Origin of the sequence: Streptomyces sp. cmx-4-9, assembly GCF_046548835.1 — a bacterium.
Lineage (GTDB): Bacteria > Actinomycetota > Actinomycetes > Streptomycetales > Streptomycetaceae > Streptomyces.
Window position 1 is genome coordinate 124,692 of record NZ_JAEBEE010000006.1, and the last position, 17,918, is coordinate 142,609.

Genomic DNA, 17,918 nt, shown 5'->3' on the forward strand with positions numbered 1-17,918 from the left:
CCCGCGCATCACGCCACCGACAGCGCGCCCAGGAATTCCGCCAGCGTCTGCGCACCCAGCTGCAAGGCCCGCACTTCCACCTTCTCGTCCGGCCCGTGCCAGCGGTCCGACAGCAGACCCGTACCGAAGAAGAGAACCGGCGCCGCCAGCGCCCCGGCGAGTTGCGCTGCGGGGGCGGCGCCCCCGTTGCCCATCCGTAGCGCGGGTCCCCCGAAGGCGTGGCTCATCGACGTCATCAACGCCGCCAGGGCGGGATGGTCCTCGGGAGTCGTGTACGGGTCCGAGATCGTCGAGGAGACCTCCAGGTCGTACGTGAAGTTCCCCCGGGCCAGCCCGTCCAGCCAATGCCGCAGCTGCCGGGCGACCTCGTCGGCGCTCTGGTCCGGTACCAGCCTCAGCAGGATGTCCGCCGACGCCGTGGCGGGGACGACTCCGCGGGCGGGCCCCTCGGGATCTCCGCCGACCATTCTGCTGACCTCGGCGGACGGACGGAACCACACGCGCTCCATCAGCCCCCGACCCTCCTCACCACCCGTACCGAACGTCCCGGTGTCCCGCATCCACGTGGCCGGATCGGGTGGCCCCAGGGCCTCAAGTCCCGCCCGGTTCGCGGCCGTAGGCTCGCGTACGGCGTCGTGGAAGCCGGGGATGTCGATCCGCCCCGCGTCGTCGTGCAGCCGGCCCAGGACGCGGCACAGCTCCGTCAGCGCGTTGGGGGCGGCGCCGGACACGGCCCCGCTGTGCACGTCCCGCTGGGCGCCGCGGACCTCCAGACTCGCGTTGACCGAGCCGCGCACCGAGGTGCACACGGCGGCGTCTTCCAGGGACCACAGCATGGAGTCGGACACCATCAGCACATCGGCCGTCAGCTGCGCCCCGTGCTTGGCCAGCAGGTCGGCGAGATGCACGGATCCGATCTCCTCCTCGCCCTCGACGAGCAGCTTCACCGTCACCGCGGGGGCTGCCCGTCCCTGCCCGGCCAGATGTGCTCGTAGGGCCCAGAGATGGCAGATGACCTGCCCTTTGGCATCCGAGGCTCCGCGCCCGTACAGCCGCCCCTCGCGCAGTACCGGATCGAAGGGGAGCGTCTCGCACCATTCGGCTTCCTTGACGGCATGCACGTCGTGGTGACTGTAGATCAGCAGGGTGGGGGCCGCGGGATCTTCTGCGGGCCAGCAGGCGTAGACAGCCGGCAGTCCCTCCGTGGCCCACTCCTCCACGACGGGGAATCCGCTCTGCCGCAGGGCCGAACACAGCCACCGGGCCGAACGGGTCACGTCTCCCGAGCGCGCCGCGTCAGCGGACACCGAAGGGATGGCCGTCCATTCGCGCAGGGCCTTGAGGAAGACCGCCGTGTCGGCGAGGACCAGTTCACGCAGCCGGGCAGAGAAGGGATCGGCCACGGCTACCGCCCGGCCCTTCCGGCCCGCGCCGCATCCGCTCGTACGCCGTACACGAGGCGCGGCGCGCGCAGGCCGCACCCGCGTGCGTCCCTGATCCGTCCGCCGTACCGTTCAGGTCGGCCCTGGTGACGGCCGGCCCGGTCGTCTCTGTCGGGAGCCACGGTGTCCCCTTTCACCCGGCCCGGGGGCCCGGGGCCCGGGGGGATCGCTCCACCTGCGCCTTCCCCGTCGCCGCGGTCCCAATCGGCGAGGCACCGCCGCCCGGCCCGACCCGCAGCAGCGCACGGACCCCGGACCACGGACCCCGGACCACGGACCCCGGACCACGGATTCCGGAGCACGTACCACGGACCACGGAGCCGGGACCGCTGCGGCGCCGGTGTCCGCTCGTCGCGGCGCTCGCGCACACCGGTCGAGCCCGCTACCGCGTGCAGGATCGCCGTTTACGCAGCACGACGAAACGCACCAGGCCGAACCCCACGGCAGCGGTCGTCAGCATCACGGCAGCCAGACGGACCGGCGAGGTGCCGGCTGGAGCGGTACGGACGGCGTCGCGGACGCGGTCGAAGACGCTCAGGGGGATGCCGGCGAGGGCGTTCCCGGGAGGCCGGCGGGAAACAGCGGGGTGAGGGCGGGTCGGGGCGGTACGCCGTACGGTCTCCCATGCGGTGCCGAGCCGGCGCAGTCGGGCCGTGTCGTGGTTCAGGGCTTCCTGCAGGCGGGGCAGCAGCACGTCCTCCTCGTCGCGGATGTCCTGCCGGATCAGAGCGAATGCCGCTGCCACGAGCTGACCGTGCCGCGGGTCCGCGGGGTCGGTGGACTCGATGTCGGTCGCAAGATCGCTGATCTGCTGGTGTTCCTCTTCCACCTGGGCGGTGAGGAGTTCGCCGTCGGGAGCCAGCCGGCGCAGGGCGGGCCACAGGACGGTCTCCTCGGCGAAGGCGTGGCTGAAGGTGAGCTGGAAGATGTCCCTGAGCGTTTTCTGCCGTTCGCGCTGCGGCAGGCCGGCGGACTCATACAGGTGCATGAGGCGGTCGAGGTCCGCGTGGTCGCGGCGCTGGCGGGCCAGGATGCTGGACTGTCCGCCGAGCTGCTGGACGCTCTGCTGCGCGATGGAGCGGATCATGGGCTGTTCTCTCCCCTCAGGAGGTGCTGCGGGGGCGGACCACGGCGCGCAACTCAGGCGTCTGCGGTCTGCGGTCCGCCGTCTGCGGTCTGCCGGCTCACGCCGTAGGCCTCCGGAGCCGCATCCTGTCGTTCCGGCGCCTGCCCTCACGTGCCCCGGACAAACGAGGAGCACGTGCCCCGGCAAACGAGGGGCACGTGCTCCGGGCAGCAGGCGAAGGGTGAGCCGCCAGTCCGGGGAGCCGCCAGCCTGGGGAGCCGCCACCCTGGGGAGCCGCCAGCCAGCCCTCAGGCGTCCGGCGCGGCGTCCTTGCCGCCGTCCTTGCCGCCGTCCGTGCCGCCGCCCTTGTCCTCGACGTCCTCGGTCTTGCCGCCGTCCTTGTCCATGGCCCCGCGGATGGCGTCACGGGTCCGGTCCACCAGCGCGGCCATGGGGCCCAGCATCATGTTGGCCGTCGCGCTCTCCACCCCGGGGTGGGGGCGGGTCGGCGCCATCTTCTCCGCAGCCCTGACGGCCTTCGCCATGGTCATGAGGCGGGCCGGGGAGGTGGTGCGGCGCAGCTGGGCGAATTCGTAGCGTTCCTCGGCGCGGGCGTGCACCAGGACGGCGTCGCGGAGGGAGAGCAGCATCGGCATGAACTTCGGGTCGCCGGTGTCCATGTCCCCGAGGCCGGCCAGCATCTCCTTGGCCGCGTTCTCCTCTGCGAGCCGTTCCTGGACGACGTCGTCGCCGCCTTCGAAGGCGCCGCGGGCGTGCGGATGCACGACCTCCTCCTCTGCCGTCTCGTGGACGGCCAGGAGCCGGACCAGACGGTGGAAGGCGTCTCTGCGCTCCTCGCCCCCGCTCAGCCGTACCTCGTCGAAGAGGCTGTGGATCTGCCCGTGTTGGCGTACGAGGAGAGCCACCACGTCCTCGCCGGCTGCGGGGTCACCGGCCTGCTTCTCTTCGTCCTTGATGTCCTTGACGTCCTTCACGACATCCTCCTGGAGACGGTTTGAGTGTGCACGTCGCGCCGGTTGACGCCGTGTGGCCGGTCTGCCGTGCGGCAGATCCGGTTCACGCGCGCTGGGCAGGGTCGGGGTGCGGCCCTTCGGTCTCCACGCGGTAGTCCCGTCCGAACATCTCCTGGTGCTGCTGCATGACCCGGTCGCTGGGCGCCGCCTCCCCGTCGTGGATCGCCGCCTGCATCTCCTCGAACCGCTCGTGGGCCTCCCGGACGTAGCCGGCCCCCAGGGTGGTGAGGTCGATCTGGGTGGCCAGGAGCTCCCGCAGGTAGGCCTTGTTGGGTTCGAAGGTGAGCACGTTCGGCAGCTCCGGTGCGAGGATCTCCTCCGGCTCGCGCCCATCGTGACGGCGCATCAGGTCGCAGGCGATCCGCAGGTGCTCCAGTTCCATGTTCAGGTGCAGCTCCCACACGGCCTTGACCTTGGGGTGGCTCTCCTGCTCCATGAAGGAGTGGTACAGGTAGCACTCGTTGTACTCGTGGGTGACCAGCTGCTCCCACCACGTCTCCCCGGGGTCGACCAGCGACTCGTAGTGGGTGACGTGCTCCTCCTCGATGAGGCCGATCTCCTGGTACAGCTGGCGGGCGATGGGTTCCATGTAGGTGGGGCCGGTGTTCATGTAGAAGTTCATCGTCTGCTGCTCCGCCGACAGGATCGTCAGCGCGTGGAGCCGCGACAGCGGATCCGTCCGGTTCTTGTCGTAGGGATCGCGCACGTTGTCCACCGGGTTGCGGTGGTGCATCGGGGTCGGCCGGCCCGGCATCACCTCGGTCAGACCGTCGACGATCGCCTCGGCCTTGCGGTGTTCGATCATCTCGTACAGGTTCGCGTACCGGTACAGGTGGTCGAAGTCCTCCAGCACCCCGAACTGGTACGCCTGCTTCAGATACGGGTCCGGCTCCATGCGCGCGACCCACGCCGTCAGGTCCACTGCCACCTGCTCGTAGGCGATCGTCGTCTCCAGCACCGACGACACGCCGGGCAGCAGCCAGTTCACGACCTTCTGCTGCTGCGCCTCGATGTACCGGGTGCGGGCGAGCTGCCGCTTGACCTCCGGGTCGACGCAGTTGCGGGCGAGGTTGTGCCCGAAGAGGATCGCCTCCACCTCGATGCCGTTCATCGTGATGATGCGGCACCGGGTGTACGGATCACTCGCATCCGGGTCGATCGGAGTGACGTTCAGCTCCCGCCAGCTGCGCAGTTGACGGTCCAGGGGGATACCGCGGTGTTGGAGCGGGTTGAAGGCCATGACGGATACCGGCTTCCCAGGTGGTTGTCCCGCGCGCCCCCAACGGGGCACGACTGCAGACCTGGGACCGCACGTGCCCCGGAAGACGGGATGAAACCAAGAAATCCGGACAGAACGAAGCCAGGCTCTTCACGATCTCAGCTACAGCGGGGCGCCGAGGGCAGATCCGTCCTCCGACGCGCGGGCTCACTCCAATGGCGTTCATGGAGAGGCTGGGCGCGCGTGACGGCCGGCTCGGGAGCCGGCGTACGCGGCGACGCGCAGGGCGGACAGAGAGGCGACGGGGCGAAACCCTGCCAGGCAGTTGCGGTACGGGTCGAAGGCGACGCCGCCCCGGCTGTCGGCCGTCATGGCCCCCTCCAGAGCGAACCGGGCCAGCGGCTGCCATCCCGCGGCTGTTCCGAAGCCCAGGTGGAACGACATCGGTGCCCGGGCCACGGCGGCGGCCACCGCCCCGGGTACGGCGGGGACGCGGTCGCTGCGGCGCTCCGGGAACGCGGCCACCACGCCGTGCCGGCCGCCGACGGAGTAGTTCAGCAGCGTGGCGTAAGGACCTGTCGTGGCACACCGGCGGGGGAGCGGCAGGTGGCGCGCCACCTTTCCGCTTCCGCTGCTGGTCAGGAGCAGTTCCAGCGGACGGCCGGGTCCTCCCGCGTCCTGGACCCGCACGGCGAGGCCCAGCCCGTCGGGCACGGGACCGGGCAGCCCCGCCGCCCGGGACCACCGCGCTGTCACCGGGTAGGCACCCGGGGTGTCGAGCCACGGTACGCCCCACGGGGTGTCGTGCCGGGGTACGTGGAGGCGTCCGGTGAGGAGGATGCCGTCGGGGTGCAGGGCGGGGCGGCCGCCGCGGCGGCGCGCCAACGCCCGGGCCGTGTCGAAGGCCGTCTGCTCGAAGCGGTTCACGTGGGCGACCTTCCCTGGTGGCCACGGCGGCGCAGGCGGCCGGGGCGGCCGAGGCGGCCGGCGACGACGCGCGTCTCGAAGGACGGCCGCCCGGCGGGGTGCGTATCCATGCCTGCCGCCTACCCGGGTCACGCCCGTCGACGCGGCGTGACCGGGGCGGCCGCGGCCACACCCGGGTCACGGCACGCGTGGCTCCCACGCAACTCCCACGTGGCTCCCCCCCGTGGGCCATACGTGGCTCATACGCGGGCTCACGCGTGGCTCCCACGTGGCTCCCCACGTGGGTCCTACGCGGCTCAGGGGCGGCAGAGGACGATCAGGACGGCTGTCCAGACGGCGAACGCGGCTGCCGCCATACCGGTGACGCGTCGGCGCAGCCGCCCGTACCGCTGTGCGTACTCGTCCTTGAGTTCCGCCGCCCGTGCCACGGTGGCGGCCAGCATCTCCCGGCGCAGGCACAGGTGGTGCTGGGCGAAGCGGTCGCTGATCTCGTCCTGTTCGCCGGAGCCGAGCCACGTCAGCGCGCGTGCGAAGGCCTGCCCCTCCTCGCGCGCCTCACGGAGGGCTGCCTGGCTCATCAGGAAGCCCTCCAGCCGGGCCAACCCGGCCGCCGCCTCTTCCGAGCCCTCGCTCACCTCGGCGGTCCCCGCTATCCGGCCTGGCCCGGGCCCTTACCCGGCAGTGATCCCCGCGGGCCGGAGGCCCCTTCCTGGTCGATGACGTCGCGCTGCTGGTTGTCGCTGTAGTCGAAAGCAGCGACCTCCGGGTGGTGGAGGTCGAAGGCCGGGGATTCGGAGCGGACCCGCGGCAGGGTGACGAAGTTGTGCCGGGGCGGGGGGCAGGACGTGGCCCATTCCAGGGAGCGGCCGTAGCCCCAGGGGTCGTCGACCTCGACACGGGGTGCGAACTTGGCCGTCTTCCACACGTTGTAGAGGAACGGCAGGGTCGACGCCCCGAGGAGGAAGGCGCCGATCGAGGACACGGTGTTCAGAGTGGTGAAGCCGTCGGCGGCGAGGTAGTCGGCGTAGCGGCGGGGCATGCCTTCGGCGCCGAGCCAGTGCTGGACGAGGAAGGTGCTGTGGAACCCGATGAACAGCGTCCAGAAATGGATCTTTCCGAGGCGTTCGTCGAGCATCGTGCCCGTCATCTTCGGCCACCAGAAGTAGAACCCGGCGAACATAGCGAAGACGACCGTGCCGAAGACCACGTAGTGGAAGTGGGCGACGACGAAGTAGGAGTCGGTGACGTGGAAGTCCATCGGCGGGGAGGCCAGGATGATGCCCGTCAGGCCGCCGAAGAGGAAGGTGACGAGGAAACCGATCGCCCACAGCATCGGCGTCTCGAAGGAGATCGACCCCTTCCACATCGTGCCGATCCAGTTGAAGAACTTCACCCCCGTCGGCACGGCGATCAGGAAGGTCATGAAGGAGAAGAACGGCAGCAGCACCGCCCCCGTGGCGAACATGTGGTGCGCCCAGACGGTCAGCGACAGTCCGGCGATCGCGATGGTCGCGCCGACCAGACCGAGGTACCCGAAGACCGGCTTGCGGGAGAAGACCGGGAAGATCTCGGTCACGATCCCGAAGAACGGCAGCGCGATGATGTAGACCTCCGGGTGCCCGAAGAACCAGAACAGGTGCTGCCACAGGAGCGCACCGCCGTTCTGCGGGTCGAAGACCTGGGCCCCGAACTTCCGGTCCGCCTCCAGCACCAGCAGGGCAGCGGCGAGGACGGGGAAGGCGAAGAGGACCAGCACCGAGGTGAGCAGGATGTTCCAGGTGAAGATCGGCATCCGGAACATCGTCATGCCGGGCATGCGCATGCAGATGATCGTCGTGACGAAGTTGACCGATCCGAGGATCGTGCCGAAACCCGACAGGGCCAGACCCATGATCCACATGTCGCCGCCGATGTTCGGCGTACGTGCCGAACTGCTGAGCGGCGTGTAGGCGGTCCAGCCGAAGTCCGCGGTGCCGTTCGGGGTGAGCACGCTGCCGACGACGATGAGGCCGCCGAACAGGAACAGCCAGAACGACAGCATGTTCAGCCGCGGGAAGGCCACGTCCGGAGCACCGATCTGCAACGGCATGATCGCGTTGGCGAAGCCGGCGAAGGTCGGTGTGGCGAAGAACAGCAGCATCACCGTGCCGTGCAGGGTGAAGATCTGGTTGTACTGCTCGTTGGAGACGATCTGCATTCCCGGCCGCGCGAGCTCGGCGCGCAGCAGCAGCGCCAGTACGCCGCCGATGATGAAGAAGCCGAACGACGCGATCAGGTACAGGTGCCCGATCTTCTTGTGGTCCGTCGTGGTCAGCCAGGAGACCAGCACGCTCCCGAACGAGCGGCCCGGTACCGGGATCGGCGTGACGGGCTCGGTCGACGTCGCCATGGGCAATCCTTTTACGTCGGACACATAGGTGGACGCGCCGGTACCCGTTGCGGCAGGTCTTACGCGCGGCTTACACATGTACTACGGAACGTGACGATGAGCCAGGTCGCCGCCGCCCGGCAACCCGATTGGCTCACCCCGCGTAGCCGATCAGGGTGCCGGGCCGTCGGCGCATGACGGGGGAACGGTGCGCGAAACGGGGGCGGTGGGAATACGCGAAGCGGGGGGGGGGGGGCGGTGGAAAGCGGTCGGGGCAGGTCTTGCGGGCGGGGGTGTTCGCCGGGCGACCGGGTAGGGGCCCGACAGGAGGTTGATGACATGGCTGTCCAGCACTTCCAGTCCCAGTCCCAGTCCCAGTTCCAGCCCCGGCACCGGTCCCACCAGGCCGCGGTCCCCCCGGCGCAGGCGCACGCCTTCCGGCAAGGGCTTCACGATCAGGTGATCGGGGTCGTCATGTTCGCCGCCTCGGCCGCGCTGTGGGTCTTCCCGATGGCGACGCATGACGGGGCGAAGGACGCCCAGGTCAACGAGGCGGTGGTCGGAGCGTTCCTGATGTTCGTGGTCGGTCTGCGGATCTACCGGGGCAGCAGCTGGCGCTCGGATGCGATCGTCGGCCTGGCCGGCCTGTGGATGATCGCCTCGCCGTACGTCCTGGGCCTGCAGAACACGGCGGTCGACAACGGCAGCCGAGTCCTCGACATCATCGTCGGCTGCGTGCTGGTGGCGTCCGCACTGGTCTCCTTGCTGATCGTCCGCGCCGACCGCCGGGCCGAAGCGGCACCCCCGCCGAGCCGACGCTGAGGCCACCGCTGAGGCCGCCGCGAAGGCCACCCCTGACGCCGCCGCTGAACCGCCCTTGAACCGTGCCGCCGCGGCCCGGCCAGGGGCGGCTTCGGCATGCCGTACGCGTAGGGCGCTCGACCCTGCCACCTCGCGGCTCCCGACCTCCCCGTCTTTCGGGCTTCACACGGCCGGTCCCGGTTCCGGGCCGTGGAGCGGGGCATGTGCGACATACGAGCCCACAGGGCGGAAGGAGGAACAGGTGAGTACAGCCGTCCTGGATCAGCCCCTCTCCCGCATGAACCGACCCGGCGCGGCAGCGCGTGACGCCACCCGCGCCTTTCTGGCCCGCGCAGCCCGTCTGCGGGCCCCGTCCCAGGACGAGAGCACGGACAACGTGCTCCTGGTGGTGGCCGAACTCGTCGCCAACGCGATCCGGCACACCGTCGGCCCCTGCACCCTGCACCTGGAACTCCTCGACGGCTCCATCGACGTCTGCGTCACCGACGACAGCCCGCAGCCTCCCCGACCCCGGACCCCCGGCACGGACGGAAGCGGCGGATGGGGCTGGTTCATGATCAAGCGGCTTGCCACCCGCATCCGCATCAAGCCGGTCCCGGACGGCGGCAAGACCATCTGCGCCGAACTCCCCTGGTAGGGCAACAGGCGACAGGGGCGACAGGGGCGACAGGGGCGACAAGGGCGCCTCGGGGCGGGTGACGTGGTCAGGTGACGGCGTCGGGCATCGCCGCGCATCGCCGCGCTTAGCCGGGCATCGCCGGGCGCGGCCTACCGGTCGGGGTCGAAGCCGAAGTCGTCCGGTTGGACGAGGGTGGTGGACATGTTGGTTTCCATCATGCGCAGCGCGGCGTCGGCCAGTTCCGCGTCGATGTGCGCGACGGCCTGCGGGATGATGGTGACGTCGAAGTGGCGGATGTGCGCGTCCAGGGCGGAGTAGAGGATGCACTGCTCGGTGACCTGCCCGCACAGCACGAGGCGTTGGATGCCCAGCTGCCTCAGGAGGTAGTTGAGGGGGGTCTCGTAGAAGACCGAGTGCCGGGCTTTGACGACGAAGAGGGAGTCCTCGTCGGGCACGATGGGGGCGACGAGTTCGCGGTGGCGGCCTGCCAGAGCCGCTTCCACGAGTTCGCCGTGGTGGGAGCGCCACTGACCGAAGTTGTCATTCACGTAGATGACCGGCACCGAAGCGTCCCGGGCCCGCTTGAGGAGCTCCTGTACGAAGGGCAGCGCGTCACGCACCGAGGACACGAGGGCGTCGGCATCCTCGTGTTCGTAGGTGTTCAGCATGTCGATCACGACGAGTGCCGTGCCGTCCGCCATTCTCACCGCCTCCTTGTCCCGGTGCACTCCCTGCGCCCCGCGGCAGCAACCCGTCCACCGAAGGACCGCGGGTGCCTGTTCTCGGGCCGGCCGGTGAGGCGGGGGACGGCCCGGCCGCGCGGGTCGTCGGCCTCCGCCGGGCGGTGGTCACAGGGATTGGGCACGGATGACCACCAGCTCTTCGAGTTCGCCGGCCCCGCCTGCGCCTGCGCCTGCGCCTGCGCCTGCCAGGCCCTGCTGCTGCAGCCACGTGCGCCGGGAGCGCAGCACAGGACCCCACGGCACCAGCGCGCGGGCCGTGACCCGCGCGCTCAACCCTGCGGAGGTCAGCAGGTCCACGGTCTCCTGCGTCCCGCACATGCCCGAATGCACCATGAGCAGGACACCGCCCGGGCGCAGGAGGGGGCGGGCGCCGGCACAGATGCGGTCGATGACGGCGCGGCCGTCGCAGCCTGCATCCCAAGCGCGTTCCGGACCCCGCACCGGAACCTCCGCGTTCTGAGCGGGCACGTAGGGCGGATTGGAGACGATGAGGTCGAACCGGCCGGTGACGGCGGAGGCGAAGTCGCCGTGGACCAGGCGCAGCGGCACCCCGTGCCGGAGGGCGTTCAGCCGGGCGCTGGCGACGGCGCGCCAGGATACGTCGACCGCCGTGACCCTGGCGCCCCGGCGTGCGGCCTGGAGGGCCAGCGCGCCGGTGCCCGTTCCGATCTCCAGCACGTCCGCTCCGGGTGCCAGGGCTTCCTGAGCGAGTGCTTCCGCCACGAGACGGGTATCGCCCTGCGGCTGGTAGACACCGGGTAGAGCGATCAGCCCGGCGTGCAGCGCAACCGACGTCAGAGCCGTACTGGCCACGGTGTACCTCCGTGATCGGTGAGACCCGCCCGCGGGTCGGCGGCGGCCTCTCGCCGCTCCCTGCCACTGCCCCCTCCGGGGCGGCTCACCCGCAGCGACGGCGATCATTTCGCCGGGCCGGATGCATCGCAACCGGTCTGCGGGCTGACGCCCGGGCCGCTTCACCCCACGGTGGGGCGCCTCCTCCACCCGGATCATTGTCCGGGGTCTCCCACGATCGCGCACGTTGCCGCCCCGCAGAGGGCTGTCGGCCCGGGAGGACACGCCACCGGCCCTCGGTCACCTGGTCGCCTGGTCACCTGGTCGCCCGGTCGCCTGGTCACCCGGTCACCCGGTCACTCGGTCACCCGGTCACCCGGTCACTTGGAGGAAAGGGGTAGGGCGCCTGCTGCACGCGCGCCGATGGGCGAGCCGGTCAGCCTTCCGCTCGTTTTGCGAGGGCCGCGTGCGCGAACTGCAAGCCGTCGGAGAGTGTCAGAGCGGTCAGGGCTCCGGTCACCGTGCGGGTGGCCTCCGGCCAGATGGCGCGGGCGCCGGTGAAGGTGGTCACGACCCACACGCTCAGGCAGAACGGGCAGCTGATCAGCTCACCCAGGGTTTCGCGCCCGGGTTCCTCGCGGGGGGTCTCGTTGAGTTCCGCCGGTGCGCCGGCCTCCTCCACATGAGTGAATGGGGCGCGCAAGGGGCGCGTGATCGTGGCCTTGGCGATCAGCCGGCTGAGCCTGTACGTGGCCGTGGCGGTCAGGGCGAGGTCCCAGGGGGCGGCAGCGGGGGGCCGGGGCCGTCCGAGCCGGCGCTGCAGGATGGTCCAGCCGACTGCGTACCCGGCGAACCCAGCCATCGCGCCCAAGTGCCCGCCGTGGGACCGCAAACCCGGGAATGTCGTCATCAACGTGCCTCGTTCCGCTCGCTCCGCCCTCGTCACGGCGTAACCGTCGTGATCGGCAGGTGGGCTGTCGAGAAGGCGTCTACCCAGCTTCGATCGGGGAACGCCTCGGCCTTGGCGGACCCTGCGGCGTGGAACCGGTGCGGGCGGGCAGGCGTAGGACGTAGGTTCCGGCCCCGCCGGCACCGAAGCCCCCACACGGCCGCCTGCACGTCGCCTGCACGTCGCCTGCACGGCCGCCCTCACGGCCGGGTGGCCGTTGCCGTCGCCGGCCCGCGCTCCACGCCGCGTCCCTTCAGGAGGACAGTCATGGCCGTACGACACCACCTGGTCCGCGCCACACCACGCCAGGTCTGGACGGTACTTGCCGACAGCTCGCGCTACGCGGACTGGGTGGTGGGCACCAGCGACTCACGCGCCCTCCGCGGGCAATGGCCAGAGCTCGGGTCCGCGCTCGAATACACCGTGCGCATCGGACCGTGGAGCGTGACGGGCACCACCGTCGTACGCCGTACCGAAGCGCCGACGGAACTGGAACTCGAAGTCGACAGCGGCCCCCTCGGCACCGCCCGGGTGGCGATCGAAGTCCGCCCCTGGGGCGAGGGAGCCCTCGTCAAAATCGACGAGCACCCGCTGCGCGGCATCGGAGGCACACTGCACAACGCCGCGGTCGATGCACTGATCCAACTGCGCCACCGCAGCATGCTCGCGCGGCTGGCGAACGTGGTGGAGGAGTACGTCACGTCGGGCAGCCAGGCAGCGTAGACACCCAGCCGCCGCATGAGGACGCCCGATGCGGGCGCCGCCTGCGGACTCAGCTGTCACCGTGGCGAGCCATGAGTCGGGCCATGTGGCCGGTACGCTCCGCCGCCGGACGGAGAGCGGCGCAGTCCAGGGGACGGTCGGTTCGGGCGCGATCCTCGGAGGGGTCCGCCATCCGGGCCAGGGGCGGCGAGTAGGCGTGGACGGTGAGCGCGGGGCCGCCGTCCGGTTCGTGGCGTAGATCGTGGACAGCTGACTCGCCGAAGCAAAAACCCTCACCGGCGGGTACGCGCCGGCCCGCGATACGGCTCCGGCTCCCGGTCTCCCGTGTCTCGTAGGCCTCGTAGCGGACGGCGCCGTGGACCACGTACACGCCCCCGCTGGAGCGGCCGTGGTCGTGGAAACCTGTGTCGTGGCCGTGGCCGTGGCCGTGGCCGTGGCCGTCGCCGTCCCAGGCGACGGCCCATACGCCGAGATGGTCATTGGTGAACAGCGAAAGCCAGGACCGCTCACCCACGTGCTCCAAACGGCCTTCCCAGAAACCGGAGCACTTCCCCAGTTCGGCTGCGATCTCCAGCAGACACTCCGGCTCCAGCAGACACTCCGGCCGGACCTGACCGTCAGACGCTTCCAGACCTGGAAGGTGGTGGTAGTCAGCCATAGCGGACACCTGCCCGTACCCCTGCTCCGCACACATGCGGCCCCGCACACGGGCCGGGCCGGCACGTAGACACCCGTGCGGACGACACGAGCGGCAGCTCGGCACCCTCCGGGGGGCGCGGGAGGACGCTCTTCGGCGGCGGACGCGTCCGGATGGTTCCGGACAGTGCGGCGTGCCTGCATCCGCGCCGCCTTCGGCGTACGAAGGTATCCAGGTGGTGAAATGCGTCGTTTCGCGGGAAGGAGAACCCGCAACTCCTGGAGGCTGATGTGGCAAACGATCGAATGGGGCTGGCCGAGGTGCTGGCGGCGGCGGAGAGCGCCGCGCCGGTGGACTCCCTCGACGTCGTCGCACGCAATCTGCGGGAGCGGTTCGGGGCACGGTACGTGTCGTTCCTGTTCGTCGACATCGTGGGCCGGCGGATGCTGCGGGTCCACGACACGCAGGGCACGCAACCGGAAGACCGTGCCGAGCGGATCCCCCTCGTCGACAGCAGCATCTACGGCGAGGTCCTGCGGACCCAGCAGGCGGTACGGGCGCCGGCCGGCGACGACGGGCAGCGGGTCCTGGCCCCGGTGACGAACCGGGGCGACACCATCGGTGTCCTGGAGCTGTTCCTCACCGACGTCAGTGACGACGTTCTGGAGCAGGTGGAGGAGGCCGCGCACGCGCTGGCGTACATCATCGTCACCGACCGCCGGTTCACCGACCTCTACCACTGGGGCAACCGCACCACCAACGTCAGCGTCGCCGCCGAGATCCAGCGCCAGCTCCTGCCCTCCGCCGCCGCGTGCGAAGCCCCCCAGTTCACGCTGGCCGGCGCCCTGGTCCCCGCGTCCACCATCGCCGGGGACACCTATGACTACAGCCTCGACAACGAGACCCTGCACCTGTCGATCACCGACGCCATGGGCCACGACGTCCACGCCTCTTTGATGGCAACCCTCCTGGTCAACGCCTCCCGCGGGGCCCGCCGCGCCGGCCGGGACCTCGCGGAACAAGCCCGACAGACCCACCAGGCACTCCTCGACCACGGCCACCGCACCTTCGCGACCGGCCAGCTCCTGCGGATCGCCCTCGACGGGTCCGGCGCCCAGCTCGTCAACGCCGGCCACCCCCGGCCCCTCATCCTGCGCGACGGCACGGTCACCGAACTCGACCTGGCCGTGAACATGCCCTTCGGCTTCACCCACCACCCCGGCATCTACCAGATCCAGAACCTCGACCTGCGCCCCGGCGACCGCCTCCTGCTCCACACTGACGGCATGCAGGAACGCGAAGCGGAAGCGGTCGACCTGCCCGGCCTTCTGCGCAAAACCACTGCCGAACACCCCCGCGAGGTCGTACGCGCTCTGGTCGGAGCCGTCACCGACGCCTACCAGGGCCGACCGCCGCGCGATGACGCAACCGTGCTGTGCCTCGACTGGCACGGCCCCCGCGCCGAGGCCGTCACCACGTCCTGAGGGCCGAAGCCCTCCTGTGTCGGGTGCCGGAGGAGATGTGGGGACGGGGGTACGGGGGGACGGCGAGACGGGGAGGGCGGGGAGGGCGGGGAGGACGGAGAGACGGGAAATGGGGAAACGGGGAAGTGTGGAGACGAGGAGACGCTGTGGAGCCGACGATCGTGACCGTTCTGTCCGACCGCGACGGGCAGCGGGTGGTGCGGTGCGCGGGTGATTTCGACTTCAACACCCTCGCGCCGCTGCGAGAAGCCTGTGACACCGCCGTTGCCGCGGCGGACGTCCACCGCCTGGTCCTGGACGTCCGCGACGTCACCTTCGGCGACTCCACCTTCCTCAACCTGCTCGTCACCGTCGCCCGCGAAGCCGAGCTTCGGCTGCTGGGCCCCCTGCCCCGCCAGCTGGCCCGCCTCCTCGCCGTGACCGGCACCGACCAGTTCATTCCCGTAGACGACGCCTCCGCCGGCGAGCCAGCCGAATAGCTCCACAAGCGGGGCCAGGCCCCGGCGGAGGACCGCTCACTCTTGATCAACTTGCGTTCTGGTGACATGTGAAATATCACATGTCATGTACGCCGCCCGGGAGCCCCTGGGCGGCGCTTCACGTCAAGGAGGAACACCATGAACCGCTTAGCCCTGCTCGCCGCCGGCACCGCAGGTCTGGCCGTTTTCGCGATCACCCCGGCCGGCGCCTCCGCACAGTCGACCGGCACCGCCGCGACCGTGACCTCCTGCGGCTACTCGGGCCTCCAGGCCGGCCTGTCCACGCGCGTGTGCGCCGCGGTCACCGGCAACACCGTCGAGTTCTACGGCACGGTCGGCTTTGCAGGCCCGCCCTCCCATGGCAGCCCGGCGCCCGCCCCGAAGGAACTGTTCACGACCCTGACCGCAGAGGTCGTCGGCAGCGGCGCCACGCCCAGCACCCAGACCAAGACGGTCATCTTTGCCCAGTCGAACCTCGAAGTGCACGGCCTGGTCACCACCGCCCCGTGCGGCTCGACCATCCGCGGCACCTTCGGCACAGCCTCGTTCCCCCGCCCGGCCAACCCCGTGGTCCACGAAGTCACCCTCAGCTGCTGAGACATGACACGTACTCGCCCCCGCGGCGCCGCCGCAGGGGCGAGTACGCCGACCGGCCAGGCCGCCAGACCCACCGCGGCCGGGCCGCCGCCCTGCGCCGCGTCTACGCGAGCGACTTCTCGAAACTGAAAGCCGTCACGGCCATGCGTTCGCGGAAGTAGAAACGGTGCGCGTCCGTCCGCTGAGTGCCGGAGTCCAGCGTGAGGGCGGAGCAGGAGGCAGCCCGCGCGTGGTCCTCCAGGTGCACGAGGAGAGCGTGCCCCACTCCGGTCGAGCGGGCGGCAGCGCTGGTGACCAGGTCGTCGACGTAAAGCATGCGCAGCATGCTGGTGTTGACGACGATCCGCCAACCGGCCGCGCCCACGCACACGCCGTCCGCGTCGTACGCGGCGGTGAAGCGCAGGCCTTGTCCCCAGCCCTCGGCGAGCACAGCGCGGAACACGTCCTCGGTCAGATGCGGGCGCAGCTCCAGCAGTACGGGGAGCAGGTCGTCCGTGAGTCGCGGGTCACCCGGCTCCAAGTCGATGATCTTCATCTCGGCAGCGTAGGCCACACCGGCTCCACCACCTGCTGCGCGCCCGTTCGCCGTGCGGCGGCGGCCCGGCGGGAGTCAGGGAGCAGCAGCGATGCGGAAGGGGCGGCTATAAGCGTCGAGCATGCCCTGACTGGTGACGAGGATGAGGTAGTCCCCCGCCGGGATGCCGGCGGGGACGGCCACCTTCACGGACGTCCGGTGTGAGGGAAGGCCGGTGGCGAGGACGGCCCGCGTCACGGTCGCGGATCCGTCGCGCTGGACGAGGTGGACGTCGACCGGGTCGACGGGGCCGGTGATGAACCAGCGTACGAGGTGCTCTTGGCCGGCGGTCCACACGGCGCCTTCCGCCGGGACCTCGACGAGCAGGTCGTCCGCGGCCAGCAGGACGGCGGCGTCGGACCGGCTGAGCCGGGAGTTGACCATCGTCGTCATGCGGCGCAGCACGGCGTGCAGACCAGTGGGGGCGGGGTTGTTGCTCACGGATGTCGTCCAGGGATCGGGGGCGGCCGGTCTTCCCTGCCACCCTAGGAAAGGGAAGGCCCGGCGGCATCGGCTCAATGGCCGATCCGCCCCCGCCGCCAAAACCGTTGCCACGTCCCACCCCCCGAGGTGGAGCCCGCCGAGCCGGAAGGCCGCAAAGCCTGCACGCCTGCACGCCTGCACGCCTGCACGCCTGAAAGAGGATGGAAGACGGCCTCCGCGGTGACTAGCGTTGCGCCGGGGCCCGCGAACGCGGGTGGGGGAGGGGAAAGCACAGTGACGGTGGTGCTGGACGGTGTGGCGGTGGAACGGCAGCGGCGCATCCGGCGGTCGGCCTGGTGGGGCGGGTTCGCGGGTCTGGTGAGTGTGGCGGCTCTCGGTGTCTCGTTCGTGCTCAGGGGAGCGGAACTGGGTATCGCCGCGTGGTTCACCGCTCCGTTGCCCGTGGTGGTCGGTGCATTGGCTGCATGGGGTGGAGCCCGCCAAGGCCGCAGGGAGGGGACGCGTGACGAGGTACGCAACGAAGCCCTCACACGGGACGAGATCGTTTTGAGCGTCTGCCCGGTGCGCGTGGTTCCGGCTGACCCCGACGGCCCCGCGTTCTCCGGTGTCGACCACTGCGACCTGATGGTGAGCAACCTGCGGCTGTTCCTGTGGCAGGACTCGACGCTGCTGTGGTGCGGGTGGTGGCGGGAGGTGAGCCTGACAGCCGAGGGCGACGAGGAGGTGATCCTGCACGACGGCGGGAACGAACCGGTCGCATGGCTCCAGGTGGAGAAGCCGACCCTGCCCGAAGAACTCGTACTCGCTGCTGCCCGGCTGAAGCGCGGGCCCCCCGCTGAAGCCCGTACTCCCTCTCGGGGCGTGGCCCGTACCCGCGTGGAGATCGACCGGGCGATCCGGACTTCTGAACGACCGGGCGATCCGGGCCTTCGGAACGAACGGGCGAGGGACCTGCCGCGGCAGGGGCGTGCTGTCTCCAGGGACGTGTGAAGGCGTGGG

General features: G+C 70.6%; 20 protein-coding genes. 7 read left to right on the forward strand and 13 right to left on the reverse strand.

Annotated elements, in window-relative coordinates:
- Positions 1-8 precede the first annotated feature (8 nt).
- The 7 genes from ACLJTM_RS19415 to ctaD all read right to left on the reverse strand — a co-directional run bounded on the left by ACLJTM_RS19415 (position 9) and on the right by ctaD (position 8,077).
- Positions 9-1,403 carry a M20/M25/M40 family metallo-hydrolase gene (locus tag ACLJTM_RS19415; RefSeq protein ID WP_411104912.1) on the reverse strand — a complete coding sequence of 465 codons (1,395 nt, stop codon included), beginning with the start codon at positions 1,401-1,403 and terminating at the stop codon, positions 9-11.
- Between the two features lie 421 nt (positions 1,404-1,824).
- Positions 1,825-2,529, reverse strand: a complete 705-nt coding sequence (locus tag ACLJTM_RS19420) for a hemerythrin domain-containing protein (RefSeq protein ID WP_411104913.1) — start codon at positions 2,527-2,529, stop codon at positions 1,825-1,827.
- A 287-nt stretch (positions 2,530-2,816) separates the two neighbouring features.
- A complete protein-coding gene (locus tag ACLJTM_RS19425) occupies positions 2,817-3,503 on the reverse strand; it encodes a hemerythrin domain-containing protein (RefSeq protein ID WP_411104914.1) in 687 nt (228 codons plus the stop codon).
- A gap of 82 nt (positions 3,504-3,585) precedes the next feature.
- Complete coding sequence (locus tag ACLJTM_RS19430) at positions 3,586-4,782, reverse strand: hypothetical protein (protein ID WP_411104915.1); 1,197 nt, start codon at positions 4,780-4,782, stop codon at positions 3,586-3,588.
- Between the two features lie 201 nt (positions 4,783-4,983).
- Positions 4,984-5,688, reverse strand: coding sequence for a phosphodiesterase (locus ACLJTM_RS19435; RefSeq protein WP_411104916.1), 705 nt, complete (start codon positions 5,686-5,688; stop codon positions 4,984-4,986).
- Between the two features lie 296 nt (positions 5,689-5,984).
- Positions 5,985-6,323, reverse strand: coding sequence for a hypothetical protein (locus ACLJTM_RS19440; protein ID WP_411104917.1), 339 nt, complete (start codon positions 6,321-6,323; stop codon positions 5,985-5,987).
- Between the two features lie 14 nt (positions 6,324-6,337).
- Positions 6,338-8,077: a cytochrome c oxidase subunit I gene (gene ctaD, locus ACLJTM_RS19445; protein WP_411104918.1), complete on the reverse strand. Its 1,740-nt coding sequence runs from the start codon at positions 8,075-8,077 to the stop codon at positions 6,338-6,340.
- Between the two features lie 318 nt (positions 8,078-8,395).
- Between ctaD and ACLJTM_RS19450 the strand changes: the two genes are divergently transcribed.
- Positions 8,396-8,878, forward strand: a complete 483-nt coding sequence (locus tag ACLJTM_RS19450) for a hypothetical protein (RefSeq protein WP_411104919.1) — start codon at positions 8,396-8,398, stop codon at positions 8,876-8,878.
- Positions 8,879-9,119: 241 nt separating this feature from the next.
- Positions 9,120-9,515, forward strand: a complete 396-nt coding sequence (locus tag ACLJTM_RS19455; RefSeq protein ID WP_411104920.1) for an ATP-binding protein — start codon at positions 9,120-9,122, stop codon at positions 9,513-9,515.
- Positions 9,516-9,646: 131 nt separating this feature from the next.
- Here the strand turns inward: ACLJTM_RS19455 and ACLJTM_RS19460 are convergent, their stop codons facing one another.
- The 3 genes from ACLJTM_RS19460 to ACLJTM_RS19470 all read right to left on the reverse strand — a co-directional run bounded on the left by ACLJTM_RS19460 (position 9,647) and on the right by ACLJTM_RS19470 (position 11,894).
- The gene (locus tag ACLJTM_RS19460) at positions 9,647-10,198 is read right to left on the reverse strand and encodes an isochorismatase family cysteine hydrolase (protein ID WP_411104921.1); all 552 of its coding nucleotides are present in this window, start codon (positions 10,196-10,198) and stop codon (positions 9,647-9,649) included.
- A 147-nt stretch (positions 10,199-10,345) separates the two neighbouring features.
- Positions 10,346-11,053, reverse strand: a complete 708-nt coding sequence (locus tag ACLJTM_RS19465; RefSeq protein WP_411104922.1) for a HemK2/MTQ2 family protein methyltransferase — start codon at positions 11,051-11,053, stop codon at positions 10,346-10,348.
- A gap of 415 nt (positions 11,054-11,468) precedes the next feature.
- Positions 11,469-11,894 (reverse strand): DUF1360 domain-containing protein, encoded by a 426-nt coding sequence (locus tag ACLJTM_RS19470; protein ID WP_411104923.1) that lies wholly within the window; start codon positions 11,892-11,894, stop codon positions 11,469-11,471.
- A gap of 354 nt (positions 11,895-12,248) precedes the next feature.
- Between ACLJTM_RS19470 and ACLJTM_RS19475 the strand changes: the two genes are divergently transcribed.
- Entirely contained in the window at positions 12,249-12,704 is a 456-nt protein-coding gene (locus ACLJTM_RS19475; RefSeq protein ID WP_411104924.1) for an SRPBCC family protein, read from the forward strand.
- Between the two features lie 49 nt (positions 12,705-12,753).
- Here the strand turns inward: ACLJTM_RS19475 and ACLJTM_RS19480 are convergent, their stop codons facing one another.
- The gene (locus ACLJTM_RS19480) at positions 12,754-13,362 is read right to left on the reverse strand and encodes a hypothetical protein (protein WP_411104925.1); all 609 of its coding nucleotides are present in this window, start codon (positions 13,360-13,362) and stop codon (positions 12,754-12,756) included.
- Between the two features lie 269 nt (positions 13,363-13,631).
- On the opposite strand from ACLJTM_RS19480, the gene ACLJTM_RS19485 reads away from it, so the two are divergent.
- From ACLJTM_RS19485 to ACLJTM_RS19495, 3 genes are all read left to right on the forward strand, one after another.
- A complete protein-coding gene (locus ACLJTM_RS19485) occupies positions 13,632-14,825 on the forward strand; it encodes a PP2C family protein-serine/threonine phosphatase (protein WP_411104926.1) in 1,194 nt (397 codons plus the stop codon).
- A 146-nt stretch (positions 14,826-14,971) separates the two neighbouring features.
- A complete protein-coding gene (locus tag ACLJTM_RS19490) occupies positions 14,972-15,304 on the forward strand; it encodes an STAS domain-containing protein (protein ID WP_411104927.1) in 333 nt (110 codons plus the stop codon).
- 138 nt (positions 15,305-15,442) lie between these two features.
- Positions 15,443-15,901 (forward strand): hypothetical protein, encoded by a 459-nt coding sequence (locus tag ACLJTM_RS19495; RefSeq protein ID WP_411104928.1) that lies wholly within the window; start codon positions 15,443-15,445, stop codon positions 15,899-15,901.
- Between the two features lie 103 nt (positions 15,902-16,004).
- Here ACLJTM_RS19495 and ACLJTM_RS19500 read toward each other — a convergent pair whose 3' ends face one another.
- Entirely contained in the window at positions 16,005-16,436 is a 432-nt protein-coding gene (locus ACLJTM_RS19500) for a GNAT family N-acetyltransferase (RefSeq protein ID WP_411104929.1), read from the reverse strand.
- A gap of 75 nt (positions 16,437-16,511) precedes the next feature.
- Positions 16,512-16,916: a GPI anchored serine-threonine rich family protein gene (locus ACLJTM_RS19505; RefSeq protein ID WP_411104930.1), complete on the reverse strand. Its 405-nt coding sequence runs from the start codon at positions 16,914-16,916 to the stop codon at positions 16,512-16,514.
- Positions 16,917-17,192: 276 nt separating this feature from the next.
- On the opposite strand from ACLJTM_RS19505, the gene ACLJTM_RS19510 reads away from it, so the two are divergent.
- Positions 17,193-17,909 (forward strand): hypothetical protein, encoded by a 717-nt coding sequence (locus ACLJTM_RS19510; RefSeq protein ID WP_411104931.1) that lies wholly within the window; start codon positions 17,193-17,195, stop codon positions 17,907-17,909.
- The last annotated feature ends 9 nt before the right edge of the window (positions 17,910-17,918 follow it).